Origin of the sequence: Thermosporothrix hazakensis (genome assembly GCF_003253565.1) — a bacterium.
GTDB classification, from domain to species: domain Bacteria; phylum Chloroflexota; class Ktedonobacteria; order Ktedonobacterales; family Ktedonobacteraceae; genus Thermosporothrix; species Thermosporothrix hazakensis.
Genome location: NZ_QKUF01000001.1, coordinates 971898 through 986151, shown reverse-complemented (window position 1 = coordinate 986151; position 14254 = coordinate 971898). Strand labels below are relative to the sequence as shown.

11 protein-coding genes are annotated in these 14254 nt (G+C 49.2%); 8 read left to right on the top strand and 3 right to left on the bottom strand.

Features of this window, described 5'->3' with window-relative positions:
• The first annotated feature begins 591 nt into the window (after positions 1-591).
• Positions 592-1899 carry an AI-2E family transporter gene (locus tag EI42_RS04225; protein ID WP_111319118.1) on the top strand — a complete coding sequence of 436 codons (1308 nt, stop codon included), beginning with the start codon at positions 592-594 and terminating at the stop codon, positions 1897-1899.
• Between the two features lie 62 nt (positions 1900-1961).
• Here EI42_RS04225 and EI42_RS04220 read toward each other — a convergent pair whose 3' ends face one another.
• Together EI42_RS04220 and EI42_RS04215 are read right to left on the bottom strand one after the other, a co-directional pair.
• Positions 1962-2621, bottom strand: a complete 660-nt coding sequence (locus tag EI42_RS04220; RefSeq protein ID WP_111319116.1) for a potassium channel family protein — start codon at positions 2619-2621, stop codon at positions 1962-1964.
• Positions 2622-2674: 53 nt separating this feature from the next.
• On the bottom strand, positions 2675-3085 hold the full coding sequence (locus tag EI42_RS04215) for a potassium channel family protein (protein ID WP_111319114.1): 411 nt from the start codon (positions 3083-3085) through the stop codon (positions 2675-2677).
• 162 nt (positions 3086-3247) lie between these two features.
• Here EI42_RS04215 and EI42_RS04210 point away from each other — a divergent pair, with 162 nt between their 5' ends.
• The 6 genes from EI42_RS04210 to pdxR all read left to right on the top strand — a co-directional run bounded on the left by EI42_RS04210 (position 3248) and on the right by pdxR (position 9736).
• Complete coding sequence (locus EI42_RS04210) at positions 3248-4294, top strand: lipid II:glycine glycyltransferase FemX (protein ID WP_170142338.1); 1047 nt, start codon at positions 3248-3250, stop codon at positions 4292-4294.
• 30 nt (positions 4295-4324) lie between these two features.
• Positions 4325-4918 (top strand): HD domain-containing protein, encoded by a 594-nt coding sequence (locus tag EI42_RS04205; protein ID WP_111319110.1) that lies wholly within the window; start codon positions 4325-4327, stop codon positions 4916-4918.
• A gap of 104 nt (positions 4919-5022) precedes the next feature.
• Positions 5023-7260 carry a PAS domain-containing sensor histidine kinase gene (locus tag EI42_RS04200; protein WP_111319108.1) on the top strand — a complete coding sequence of 746 codons (2238 nt, stop codon included), beginning with the start codon at positions 5023-5025 and terminating at the stop codon, positions 7258-7260.
• 17 nt (positions 7261-7277) lie between these two features.
• Positions 7278-7673 (top strand): response regulator, encoded by a 396-nt coding sequence (locus EI42_RS04195; RefSeq protein WP_170142337.1) that lies wholly within the window; start codon positions 7278-7280, stop codon positions 7671-7673.
• 65 nt (positions 7674-7738) lie between these two features.
• Positions 7739-7981: a PLDc N-terminal domain-containing protein gene (locus EI42_RS04190; RefSeq protein ID WP_111319104.1), complete on the top strand. Its 243-nt coding sequence runs from the start codon at positions 7739-7741 to the stop codon at positions 7979-7981.
• Between the two features lie 144 nt (positions 7982-8125).
• Positions 8126-9736 carry a MocR-like pyridoxine biosynthesis transcription factor PdxR gene (gene pdxR / locus EI42_RS04185; protein ID WP_170142336.1) on the top strand — a complete coding sequence of 537 codons (1611 nt, stop codon included), beginning with the start codon at positions 8126-8128 and terminating at the stop codon, positions 9734-9736.
• Between the two features lie 63 nt (positions 9737-9799).
• On the opposite strand, the gene EI42_RS04180 is transcribed toward pdxR, so the two are convergent.
• Positions 9800-10477 carry an RNA polymerase sigma factor gene (locus tag EI42_RS04180; protein ID WP_111319100.1) on the bottom strand — a complete coding sequence of 226 codons (678 nt, stop codon included), beginning with the start codon at positions 10475-10477 and terminating at the stop codon, positions 9800-9802.
• Between the two features lie 285 nt (positions 10478-10762).
• Here EI42_RS04180 and EI42_RS04175 point away from each other — a divergent pair, with 285 nt between their 5' ends.
• Complete coding sequence (locus EI42_RS04175; protein ID WP_111319098.1) at positions 10763-14248, top strand: TGS domain-containing protein; 3486 nt, start codon at positions 10763-10765, stop codon at positions 14246-14248.
• Positions 14249-14254 lie beyond the last annotated feature (6 nt).

The window sequence follows — 14254 nt, the reverse complement described above, 5'->3', positions numbered from 1 at the left end:
CGTGATTTGTGATGTCGAAGTCAGATGTGATATGCCCACTGTTTTTATCCTCTTTTCAAGCTGGTTTCTGATAGATACTTTCTAAGCTGTATAATGAAACGTCAAGTTACAGAGAAAACGAAATTGGAAAAATGTGAGACTCGATGCGCTCACTAAGAGAGAAGTACAGACCGCATAGGCTATCTTCCTCATACCTGATAGGAGTGGCTATCGCATGCTGCTGAGGGGTGCCCATTGCCCTCAAACAAAGAATGAGATAGCGTTCAAGCCGGTTAGCTCTACAGCCTCCGGCGGGCCTGGACTCCACATTGACATGACGAAACATAGCCATAGAAAGTTTCACTGTGCGAGTCTCTTCTTTTGACATAATCTGGAAAAGAGCATCTGGATAAAGATCTCAATATAGGTATATTCTAGTTTTCTTCTGATGAAACGTCTAAGCAAATAGAAGCTTTTGGCTAGGACTGTCCGTTAGAGTACTATCTATTGTAAAAAGAATAGCTGAAAACACTTGTTTTCGACTATGAAACATGTCACAATGGTGAAGATAAAGGTACACCGTCCGGTTGCTAACAGCGAGGAAAAAGAAATATGGGTCAAATTAACTGGCAACGAACGCGTGATATTTTAATCTGTATCATCTGCGTTGGTTTTATTTTCAGCGCATCATGGGCCTTGTTGGGTCAGTTTGTCGAGGCGATCGTGATTCTTGTCCTGTCAATGGCGATTGCCTTTCTGCTGACTCCTCTTGTAAACCTGTTAACGCGTGCGAAAATCCCGCGTGTGCTCTCCACCGCGATTGTCTATATTGGCGTTCTGTTCCTGCTTGGTTTTCTGATCTACCAGTTAGGAGCGAACGTGGCAGAGCAGGGAAGAAAATTCTCCGGTACTGTTTATGACTTCGTTGTCAGCATACCGGATCGCTATAACTCTACAATTAACTGGCTGAAAGAGATGGGCATTGCCCAGAGCGATATTGACAATGTCCTTAACGAGTTAAGAACGCAGGCCTGGAACTTTGCCTCTTCCGCGCCACTCAGTACGGTCAACATTCTGACGTTGGCGGTGCAGTATTTCCTCAATATCTTTCTGGTTGTGGTAATGAGCTTCTACCTGACACTTGACGGGAAGCGGATTCGTGACTCGCTGGTAGGGTTGGCTCCCAAGCGCTTTTTGCCGAATGTCCTGTTGTTTGAGGATGCACTGACGCGAGTAGTTGGGAATTATATTCGGGGACAGTTGACTCTGGCGCTGATCGTTGGCGCGATGACGGGGCTGGTCTGTGTGTTTAACCCACCTCTGGGCGAGTTCGCCCTGATCTGTGCGGTCCTGGCATTCCTCTTTGAAACAATTCCGATGGTGGGGCCGGCGCTGGCCTCGATTACACCTATTGTGATATCGCTGCTGGAGCCGCAACAATTTCCACGTACCTTTATTGTTGCCGGTTGTTTTGTCGCGATTCAGTTAATTGAGAGTAACATTCTGGGGCCTCGCATTGTCGGGCACGCGGTTGGGCTGCATCCGGTGGCTGCTATTCTGGCCTTGCTGGTAGGTGCGCGTCTGTTTGGCGTTTTTGGTGCTCTGCTGGCGACCCCGATTGTGGCGGCGCTGTGGGTGGTTGTTTCCAGCATTTATCGCTCGGCTCGAGGCGAGACGCCCGATCAGATTCTTGCGCGTAAGCGAGCGCCGTGGACTATTCGCCGTCCAAATGGGCGTTTTCGGGTTCGTCTGAGGCCACCCAATAGTACAGATGAAAGCGAAGCGCAGGAAGGTGAGGTTGAGTATAGTGATCTGATCTATGCGATTGATCAGGAAGGCAAGGCGGAGGAAGAGGGCGAAGAGAAGGAGAAAGAGCAATCGGAAACCTCGAAGAAAGAGCCTCCTTTGAGTGAGAAATAGGGCAGAAGAGCACTTCATCGCTGGATTGAAGTGCTCTTTTTGCTTCTGGCTTGTCCTGACGTTTAGCTTGTGCCGAAGTTGCGGCGCAGCTCTTCTTCTCCCTCCTGACTGAGGAGCGCATAGACGATATCGTTTGCCTGTAGCACGGTATCGGCATTGGGGAAGATCTCTTCGTTGTTCCGAATAATCAGCGCAAGCGTGCATTTGCGTGGAAGGTTGATTTCGCTTAGCTTCTTGCCAACAACCGGTGACATTGCCGGAACATTTACTTCGACAATCTCAAGGCCGGCTCGTTTCAACGTCAGCAAAGAGATAAAGTGCGGGCCGGGCAACTCACTTTCGATCAGCGAGAGGATTGCTTTTGTCGGGCTGATCGTGACATCGATTCCCAGTTTATAGAAGAGGGCCTCGTGCTTGGGATTGTTCAAACGAGCAATAGTACGAGCAACATTGAAACGTTTCTTTGCCATCTGGCAGATAACAAGGTTGTCTTCATCTTCACCGGTGACAGCAATGACTACTTCAGCACGGCGGACGCCCGCTTCTTCCATTGTGCGGGCCTCGCATGCGTCTCCCTTAAGAATGGCCTGTCCCAGTTCTTCGGCAAGCATTTGAACACGTTGTGCCGACTTTTCCAGAAGGAGCACCTCGTGTCCGCGTTTGAGCAAGCTCCTGGTCAGGTAGTAGCCGACGTCGCCACCACCTCCGATGATAATATACATAGATACGCCTCTCTACTCCCTTCCCTCGTATGCCGGGAATGTATTGATAGTGCTCATTGCTTTTCTTCTTTCAGTATGGCTTGAGAGAGAAGTTCTGCTCCTACAATTGTAGGGCTGATTGTCTCTATCCCAAGTTCCTGATACGTGCCCTGGCGAATCGGGTCATAGATACGGCAAACGACCTTCTTGACGTGAAAAATCTCTTTTGCGATCTGGCTTGCCATGATGTTGCGGTTGTCGCCATTGGTAACGGCGGCAAAGGCATCAGCTTGCTCGATTCCAGCCCGGCGCAAGATATCCTCATCCACTCCATTTCCGGTGATGCGCTCTCCCTGGAACTCGGGGTCCAGACGCTGGAAGGCGTCTGTATTGATATCAATGACAGATACCTGATGACCCTGCTTTTCGAGATTTGATGCAAGGGTGGCACCTACCCGACCACAGCCGAGAATAACAATTCTCACAGAATGCCTCCTGTCGGTTGTCAACCGCGTTTAGGATTAGGTGAAATGACAATGGTATTATAGCATGTCTGTCTTTAGTGATAGGATGGTTTTCCTGTGGAAGAGTGTGAAGAAGGCCAGTGATATGATAAGCTATCATAAATGCGAGAGAAAGTGAGTCCTATGCAAGCTCTACATCAGCGTTATACACTTCATCTGCTTCATGAGGCGGCGCGCGAGGTCTGGAACCGCTTTGTTGATGAGCACCCGAACGGACATTTTTTGCAGTCATGGGAATGGGGCGAGCTCAAGGCGCCCACTGGCTGGCTCCCTCAGCGCCTGGTTTTATGGGATAGAGAGCAGCTGCGCATTGTTGCGGGAGCACAGGTCCTCTGCCGGACCGCTCCCCATGTCCCCTTGCGTATGGGGCATCTGGCGTATATCCCGAAAGGGCCGGTGCTGGACTGGCGACAGCCCGAGCTCTGGGAGCCATTCTTTACCCGACTGCATGAGCATCTCAAGCGCCAGGGGGCTGTGGCCCTTCAGGTTGAATCAGCGGAAGAGACCGAGACAGAGGGTGGACGGTGGGTAGCGGAATGGTATCGACGCTGGCAAATGCAGCCGCTGCATCCAGTTCAACCATTGCGCAGTATCGTGCTGGACCTTTCCCCTGCTGAAGAGGCGCTCCTTGCTGGCATGAAAGAGAAGTGGCGCTATAATGTGCGGCTGGCGGCCCGGCGTGGCGTCACTATACGAGTGGCCGAGCGACCGGCTGATGTCCGCGCCTGGTATAACCTCTATCGTGTTACCAGTGAACGCGATCATTTCGGAATTCATGATCTTGAGTATTATCTGCGGGTCTGGCAGCTTTTCGCACCACAGAACCGACTTCGGTTGCTGCTCGCGGAGCACGAGGGCCAGCTTCTGGCAGGAATCTTTGTCGGGCTGTTTGCACGTCAGGGAATCTATCTTTATGGGGCTTCGGGCAATGAGAAGCGCCAGTTGATGCCAAATTATCTGTTACAATGGGAGGCGGTTCGCTGGTGTAAACAGCAGGGGGCAACGACGTATGACTTCTGGGGGATCCCTGATACCGATGCAGAGGGCGAGGCGATGGCCGGTGTGTATCGCTTCAAACGCGGTTGGGGCGGACGCGTGGTACAGTATATAGGGAGTTACCAGCACGTTTACCAGCCCTGGTTGATGAGGCTTGCCGAACGATTCCTCTAGCCCAATCGGAAAGGAAGGAAACGTCTGTCAATGGAAGAAAATATCCCATTTCGCCTGGAAACTGCATTAGAACGGAAAATCGCCGCTGACCCTGAGTGGCTGGCCGGGATTGAATGGGGGAAACCGCGAGCCGGTCACATGGAGGGTCCGGTGAAATTCCATATTGCAGACGTGCTGGCAAATATTGATGCGCAACATCCTGAGCCAGAGGAGCGGCGGGTGTTGCGCTTGATTGCCCTGCTTCATGATACATTCAAGTATCAGGTTGACGAGCACAGGCCGCGCATTCATTCAAACCACCACGCCTACCGCGCTCGATGCTTTGCACAGCGCTATATTTCTGATCCCATCTTGCTAGACCTGATTGAGTTGCATGACGAGGCTTATAATAGCTGGCGACTAGGCGCGATTAAGGGCGACTGGCGGCATGCGCAAGAGCGTGTCGACCTCCTGCTTGCCAGAATTGGTCCGGCGTTACCCCTCTATATCCGCTTCTTTCTGGCTGACAGTGGCACCGACTCAAAAGACCCGGCGCCGGTTCGCTGGTTCCTCGATTATGTGCGCAAGAAAGGGTTTCCTCTGCCTCCGATTCCTTCACGATACAAGCTGCCAAAAGAGGGCTAGAAGTCCTTTGCTCTTCTTCTTCTTTTGTCTATAGCTTCTCTTTGGATGCACTTTGTACACTGAACAGAGTGAGAGTGTATTGTTTCTGTTCAGGGGCAAACAGCATGAGTAAAGAAGGTGCGCGGAAGACGGGAGAGCAGAAAACGGGGGAGCAGCAAAAGCAGCGGCGTAAACCCTCGACCTCGGTGATCGAAAAGGTTGACAGGATCCATAGCCAGGATGAGTTACGCATCTATCGTTCTCTATTTGTGGGCATGGAACAGGGCGTAATCGTGTATGACGCCGAGGGGAGGCCAGTTATGGCGAATCCCGTTGCGGCCCAGATTCTGGGCATTCCGATGGAACAGCTTATGCAGCGTACGCCCTCCGATCCAGCCTGGCGTATGTTGCAGGAGGATGGCACGCCGTTCCCTGTGGATGCTCTGCCCGTGGTTCGCTCGCTTCGTAGTGGACAACTTCAAGCCGGTATTGTGGTGGGCGTTTTGAATCCCAAAGAAAAAGCATATCGCTGGTTACTGATGAATGTGATTCCTTCTCATCCTTCTCGAGCAACCCGGCCTGACTTTGTGCTTATGGTATTTCATGATTGTACCAATGAGCATCAACATCTAGATATACTCCGCTCCTCTGAGGCGCAGGCGCGCTCACGACTTGAAGAGTTGGAGGCCATTTTTGAGGTCATCGCCGATCACGTCTCCGTCTACGATTGTAATATGCACATCTTGCATATGGGACGAGTTTTGCGTGAGGCATTAGAACTGCCTGAAGAGAATCTGCCGGAAAGTCTGGATATACTGGTAAAGGACCAGAGCCGCATTCTGGATGAGCATGGAGAGCCGCTTCCCCGTGACCAGTGGCCGACCGCCCGTATTCTACGTGGCGAAGTACTCAAGGATGCAAACGCGGTCGATATTGTGGTGCAGCGTGCCGAGAAGCATGATGTCCGTTTTAGTATTACTGGTGCACCTTTGTTTGATCAATATGGGCACATCACAGGTGCGGTGACGATCTCAATGGATGTAACCCGGCGGCGCATGCTGGAACAGCGAACCCAGAACGCGTTGCATGCCATCCTTTCAATGGCTGAGGCGATGGTTGAGGAGAGGCATGACACGGGCTCGTTGATTGCTGCCTTTTCCGAAGGGGAGAATGCTGAAAGTGTTGATATGGTGCGTCGTCGACTGGCTGAGATCCCCTACCATTTGTTGGATTGCGAGCGAGTAGCGCTTCTGTTGCTTGATCCTGAGGCCCAGACGCTTGAGCCAATGATTATTGTGGGGGCTTCCCCGGAGCAAGAATTGCAGTGGCGCAATCGCATGCAGGACATTACTTTGCATGACATTGTGATGGGCAACGAAGCCTTGCTGAAACAGCTATATCAGGGTGAGGTAATTGGCCTGCGCCCCGGTGCATCAGCCTTGAAAGGCTCTTCGCTCTACAGGGTTGTTTCACCGATCATGCAGGGAAAGCAGCTCATTGGCCTGCTGGTTATTGGCTATGCCACGTTGAAGGTGCGCCTGGAGCCCGACGACCTCTCAATTATTCAGGGGATCGGGCGTCTTGCTGCGTTGTTGATCGCGCGTGAGAAGGCACAACAGGAGAGGGATCAGGCCCTGCAAGCCTTGCGAGATGCCAATGAGGAGCTAGAACGCCTCAATCGGATGAAGAGTAACTTTGTCTCGATTGTCAGTCATGAGTTCCGCACAGCCCTGACTGGAATTCAGGGATTCAGCGAGATTATGCGGGATAGTGAACTCAGTGCGATGGAGGTCAAAGAATACGCCGCCGATATCCATGCGGATGCACGTCGCCTGGTGCGCATGATTAATAATATGTTGGATCTCGATCGGCTGGAGTCGGGGCGTCTGCGCTTGAATCTGGGCTGGCTCGATCTAAACGCGATTATTATTGAGGTTGTGAATCGGCTACGTCAATCGGCGCCGAAGCATCATATCCGCTTGCGACTGGCAAAAGCGTTGCCCATTATACTGGGGGACCGTGATAAGCTGACGCAGGTCGTTGTCAATCTGCTGAACAATGCCATCAAGTATTCACCCGGCGGCGGAGAGATCGTGATTGGGAGCATTCTTGAGGGTAGTATGATTCATGTCTATGTCAAAGATAATGGTCTGGGCATTCCCGATGATGAGTTAGAGCGTATTTTTGAGCGCTATACTCGCGTTGAGACGATGGGCACACGTTTTATTCAGGGGACCGGACTTGGCCTGCCGATTGTTAAAGAGATTGTGCAGTTGCACGGCGGCGAGGTCTGGGCTGAAAGTGCGGTCGGAGAAGGCTCTGTATTTCATTTTACAGTGCGTTATGGCCCAAAAAGCGTGTAATGGAAGGGGGAATTGAGATGGCGAAGATTGTCTTTTGTGAGGATGAGGAGCGTATTCAGAAGCTGGTTCGGGTCATGCTTCGCTCAACACCACATGAGCTTTACCTTGCGGCTGATGGGCGTGAAGGGCTGGCTCTGATTGAGCAGGTCAGGCCAGATATTATTTTTACGGATATCTCGATGCCCTATTATGACGGCTTTCAGCTTGCCAGAATGGTGAAAGAGCGTCCTGAGCTGGCGCATATTCCGATCATTTTTATCTCGGCGTTCTCTCAACGTTCAATGATAGATGAAGGGTATGAATACGGTGGAGCGAGTTATCTGGTGAAGCCTTTTAGCGCAGCAGAACTCTATGAGAAGATCGCCGCTTTTTCCAGCATTTCCAACCCGGATACCTCGTCTCACGTACCTTAAATAGAGTAGTATGTAGTGTGATTGTATTGAATAGAAAAAGCGCTTCATCTAAAGGAGAAATAAAAATGTCTAATCGCGGATGTTTTTTTAATAGTGTTTTGTTTCTTGCTATTCTGTTTCTACCTGTGATTGTTGGTCAGATTATTGAAACCTTTATGGTGCTTGAAGATGAGTACTCAACCTCTGGAAAAGTGCTCTGGCTGGTTCTGATTTGGTTGGTGCCGGTGATTGGTACCTGGCTCTATCTGTTTTTCGGGCAACGTCCTCCGCAGCGCCGTGGGTATATTCGGTTCGGCCAGTCGGCATAAACCACACTTGTTCCATAGTTGTTATACAGGAAAGCAGCCAATTAACATCAATTGGCTGCTTTTTTAATACGTCAATTGGCCCTTGTCACATAGGGGGCGAACAGTTTACAGTGAATGGAGGAAGCCAATGCAGGAGGAATAGAGATGCGAGAGAAAACTATCCGAAAAGCGAAACATCCCCCACTCTACCAGAGCACGCCCCGATCTGTGGTGGTCCCGCTGCATACTTATATTCATTTAGAGCGTTCTTCCAGTGTGCCGCTCTATAAACAGATCAGTGACCAGATTCGCGAAGTGATCCTCTCGGGAGAGCTTGGTGAGGGATCACGTTTGCCAACTGAGAGGGCGCTAGCGCAGGAACTGAATGTCAATCGAACGACGATCATGAACGCCTATAATGAACTGGCTGCCGAGGGACTGATAGAGGGACATGTTGGTCGTGGAACAGTGGTTAAGCGAACCTATTTTCAGGCCTTTGAGGATGAGGAAGCCTTTGTTGATGATAGTCCTTCCTGGCTTTTTGGTTTGTCATCTATGGATGATCTGTCAGAGGGCCCTCAGGCGCGCGTCCTGAGCGATATTGCCTCAATGGGAGAGCGCGAAAATATTATCTCGTTGGCTTCAGCAACCCCACCACCTGATATGTTACCGGCTGAACTGATACAGTCCATTATGAGTCAAAGGCTGGCTGAGGGGAGACAAAGCGCACTAGGGTATTGTCCGGTTGAGGGATTGCAATCATTGCGGCGTGCGCTGGCATCACACATGCGGAAGCGTGGGGTTCCGGTTGACTTTCAGCATATCCTGGTGTTGTCCGGTTCGACGCAGGGAATCGGCTTGATCGGGCGTTTTCTCTTGCATCCAGGAGATGAGGTTGTGGTGGAGGTACCGACTTATCTGGGAGCGATTCAGACCTTTCGAGCATTGGGTGCGCGGATTATCGGGATCCCGGTCGATAAGGATGGAATGCGTGTTGATTTGCTGGAAGCGATGCTTGCCAGGCGGAAACCGCGCCTGATCTATGTGTTGCCAACCTTTCAGAATCCGACCGGGGTGGTGATGTCGCTTGAGCGGCGTAAGCGTCTATTGGCTCTGGCCCGGCGCTATCAGGTACCGATTCTGGAAGATGACCCTTATGGTGAGATCTATTTTGAGAATGATGTGCCTCAGCCCTTGAAGGCGCTAGATACGCGGGGCCATGTGCTGTACCTGAGTACCTGTTCAAAGATCCTGGCTCCCGGTTTGCGGGTTGCGTGGCTGGCGGCAGCGGAACCGTTGATAGAGATGCTTTCCCTGCACAAGCAGGTTTTTGATCTGAATACGAATGCTTTGGGGCAGTGGCTTGTATCCGAAATGTTACGTCAAAATGTACTGAGTAAACATCTGGAAACCGCGCGAGCGCTCTATCACCACAAACGTGATCTGATGCTTGATGCAATAAAGCGCTATTGGCCGGTTCCTGTGCGAATTCATGTCCCGGATGGCGGTTTTCATCTCTGGTGTCATCTTCCGGGCTGTATTCGGGCGCGAGCGCTCTTGCGAGAGTCCATTCAAGAACAGGTTACGTTTGTTCTGGGTGAGCCATTCCATGTTGATGGAGGTGGCCATCAACATATTCGTTTGAGCTTTGCTAGCGCCTCAGAAGATGAGATTGTAGAGGGTATTCGACGTATCGGTCTGGCAATGCAGCGTATTCTAGCTCGCCATGTACCGCGTGAAGAGCAGGAGAGGATTGAGCGCTTTCCTGTTGTCTGATCGCTTTATATAAAATAGCCGCCACCCCCTTGCTACCCCCTGAGAAAAAAGAGAGGACACTGGCTATTTTCTTCGCCTACGAACATGAAAACACGTGAACGGATGGTCTGAGCTAAAGTGCGGATTTGCGCTAAGGTGGCGAATAAGTGTGCTGCGTGCTGCATAGAATGACGCAAGCAGTTTCTGCTTATCTGCGCGTTCTTGCGGCCAGCGGCAAGGCGTGATATCCAGGTTATATCGTTGAAAAGACGCGATCAGGACATGTCGATCATCAACGATATCGTTAAAGTAGCAGATGGTGGCATACCGCTGTACGGGGGGTAATTCCATGATGGCGTCTACAACAAGGTCAAGTAGTTCCTGAAATGATGCTCGGTGTTCATATTCAAGGGCGGGATCGTCCCACCCCTGGCTCAAAGAGATGAGTGGTGTTCCGGTACAGGGTTCACCTTCTTCTGTGGTATGGAGGGAGAGCCAGGGCCTGGTGCTGCGGAGATAGCTGACAAACTCATTGTGGATGGTTCGTTTGAGGTATCCATGGAGATTGCTGATCTCGCGGCTTGCCAGGGCTCTGGCAAGCTTATACAGCGTGCACTGCGCTATCTCGTCCTGTTCCCAGTCATTCAGTGAGCAGTTGGCATGCTTCAGCATCACACGAATTACGGGTTCTAGCTCTACGAGAACCGAGTTAAGAGAAGGGGCGCTATAGTCAGATGGTACTTGAGGTTTCTGATAGGTCATACTGTACCCCTTTCTTTCCTGTGATGTTAGTTATAAAAAGAGCAGAAATTTTTATATTAAGTAATATATGCAGTAATTATTGGGAAATGTCAATAACTTTTGACGTAATTTTTTGGAATAATAGACAAAAGAGAAACAATTTTATTTTCATCTCTTTATTTTATTTTTATTCCTAAACAAAGTGATATAGAGACTTGACTTATGCATTTTTACATATTATTATTACGAAATAGGATATGGTTTGTAAAACTGTGAGGCAAGCAAAAAGAGCAAAGGTGCTTCCTGATGGGAAAGACTCGTTTGCAGGCAGAGCTTGCATGCTGGAAACCGGTTCCTACAACAATACCCGCTGAATGGGCTATGTGGATCGAAGAGCTGGCTCGGGAGACAGTGGGAAGCCCTCGTCCGGCCCATGCCTATGTGCTGAATGTGATCAGGTATGATGCCCGGGAAGTAGGGAAGCTGTTACAGAACTGGGGGTTGCCCTGGCAGGTTGTGGCAGCGGGATACCTGCGTATCTACGATGAGGAGTTGATTAAGCGGCGGCAGCTTCTGGATCGAGAGCGGGTGATGAGCCACTTTAAAGAGTCGCTGCTGTACTCTCGTTCTATTGAAGAAGAGCAATTAGGGCCCCTCCTTTCTCTGCCCCATCGTGATCTAGGAGCGTTGTTGATTGCGGTTGCTATCCATTATCAGTCGTTAGTGCAACTGTCCAAAAGCGAGCAGCGGCCTGGAGACGATCAGAAGCGGCGACCACGTATTGAGAGCACCGGGCGAATCCTCCTTCACATTTGTACTCATTTAGGGATGTGGTCTTTGAAGCGTAAGGTAGAGGATGTACTGGAATATCTTCTTAGATATAAGGAATATAAGGAGTATGAAGAGAGATACAATCATATTCTGAATAGGGATCAGTCAAAGTTGGAAGCAATCCAAAGAAAACTCATTGCCCATTACCAACAGATGGTTGGGCAACCAATTACAATCGAGATGATTACCTGTGGCGTAGCGGGGCTAAAACGGAGAGAAACGCAGGTATATACTTCTGTTGTCAATAAGGTAAAGCTTACAGGTTTTGATCTTGTCGTTTTTCATATAATAGTTCCCTCCGTAAAAGATTGCTATCTTGCTTTTGGTGCGCTCAATTTCCTCGGAACGATACAGGATAGAGTGGCAGACCAGATTGCTGCTCCAAAGCCTAATGGATACAGTCTGCTTGCTTATAATCTCATACTTGATGGTCAGCAACCATATTGGCATGATCTAGAATGGCTGCGTCAGGAATGTGTGAGTTGTGCATTACAAATAGCCACGGTTCCTATGTTGGCGGTGATCTATTATGGCTGCCTTTACCCTGAATGTTATCGTCTCTATACAACAGAAGCCACCCCCACAAATACAAGTGCGTGGTTGCCAGAAGGCGCTCAGTTCTGGAACAGTACAATTGGTCGAGCTTTCTATGCTATTCATCATGCCATTCTTACAAATACTACCCATATATCTGAACATCATGCCCGGCCCGTTGTTGTTTATGACAAACTGCATAACCCTTTATCACTTGCCAGAGGCGCTACTGTCCTCGATTTTGCATACGAAATGGGCCCCCAGGTGGGAAATTATACAGCAAGTGCCTATGTCAATAATCGCCGTGTGCCGCTGTACCGTGAATTAGATGCCGGGGATGTCGTTGAGATTATCACTGATAAAGAAGTGCGTGTGCAAGATGATTGGTTGGAAGGAAAATACGCCATTACAGAAAAAGCGCTTGTCAACCTGCGTGCTTTGCTTACGGCTCAGTTGCACCGATACAGAGGATACATATTAATTGTTCGAGAGTTGGAGCGTTATCATTGTACGCTTTCAACAGAGGAGCTAGATGAAGAGCTTCTTTGGCTGGTGAAGCGGTATGACCTGGGAACGCGGCAGGGATACTTAGAGAATTTCAGAATGGGGTCAGACGCTCCATATACACCTGAATGGGCTGCGTTACAGATTATCAAAAGGAGAGAGGCGCTCAATACATTCCAGTCCAGTATTGAGGTGTGGATTCCACGGGCTGTTAATGAGAAGCAACACCTTCCTATGCGTCTCTGCAATATCTGTCAACCAGGGTATCCGCAAGAAATTGTTGGCTGTAGGCGGAGAAGTAAGTTCATTGTAGTGCATTCACTGCTGTGTCCTTGTATTCGGAGGGTGGGGGGAAAAGGACCGACAAGATATGTGCCCATGGAGTGGGTGTTTTCTGACTCAACGTTGAGAGTTGCGTTCGTGGTTTATGCTCAAGATCGTCAGGGGCTAATCCATGATATTACAAAGCGATTGCTGGCGTGCCCGGGTCTTTTGCTAGGAATGAATGCAAGGTCCGTGAATAAGTGGAGAAATGCTGAAATCTGGTTGGTAGTGGAGGTTCCAGACGATCAGGGAGCGTTAATTGTGTGGAATAGGTTATTGGCGGTAGATGGGGTAGTAAGGGTAAATATCGATACGGAAGCCACTTTAAAGGTGGTTGCACAACGTTTGGAACGCCTGCAAAGCAATTCCTCTGCTGATGAAAATCATGTTGAGAGCGGTACCTGGCACTCCAGGAATGAAAATTCTGATAGCGGCTTAGAACAACGAAATAGAGTTTTGAAAAATCCGTATGATATTTCCAGGCCAGCAACTGCTAAGATGTTTGTGGGGCGGGGGAAGGAAATGGGGCGTCTGAAAATGGAGCTTTGTGATGCAGAATATGGGAAGGCTATTCTTTTGTATGGTCCTCGTCGTTCGGGAAAAACATCATTATGTAGAAATTTCTTAGAGCGTTATGTGATGCCCCCCCATTGGTATACATTCTATTCGTTGCAAAATGTTGTTGGTTGGGCTGATGAACTGGTTTTACGACGAATCGCTGATGAGATTGCTCGTTCATTTTCTTGCTGTTTTCATCTGGCTCCTCCCGTACTGGATTGGTCTGATCAGAAGGATATGTATACCATTTTTCGAGAATTTGTGCAGCAGTGTACACGACAAGCCCCTGCTTCTCGTTTTATCCTGGTGCTGGATGAGTTTGGGGGAGCGCTGGATAGCTATCAAAATGGAAGGTTAAGTTCTCACTTCTTTGATCTCTGGCGACAATTAATGGATGATTGCCCACAGCTTAGTTTGCTTATTGCTCTCCCTACTCGTGCGCACACCATGTTGACTTCAAATGATTTTGCGAATGTCTTTAGTTTTGCACAATCAATGCCTGTTTCGTTTCTTGATCAAGAGAGTGCTGGCCAGTTATTGGTTCACCCTTTACGTGAGCAACATGTTCGGCTTGCTCCTCAGGCCTTGAGTTACATGATGCATTTAACTGGAGGGAATCCTTATTATCTTTCATTACTTGGTTTGCAGTTGATTTTCTATCTGAATGTAGAAACAGAAAAGAATTATGTTGTTGCTGAGGATATTGAATATGTAGTGCGAGATATTATTGGAGCTCAATCAACACAAAATTTTATTTTTTACAGCCGCGAATTGCAGGATAGCAAAGAGGCAACTATTCTTGAAGCAATTGTTGAATTGACTGAAATGAACAAACGGGAGACGGTGACAGTAAAACAACTTGCCAGTTTTCTTACGCTTTCACCTTTAGACATTCGTTCTCGTCTTGAGCGTTTACGAAATGGTCTGATATTAGATGAATACATCTCTAAAAAAGGGAGTTTAAACCCTTATTATGCTTTTAAAATAGAGTTGGTGCGTCGCTGGATGGCACGAAATCGCTGGTTCTTCAATTATCGTTGAAGGGGA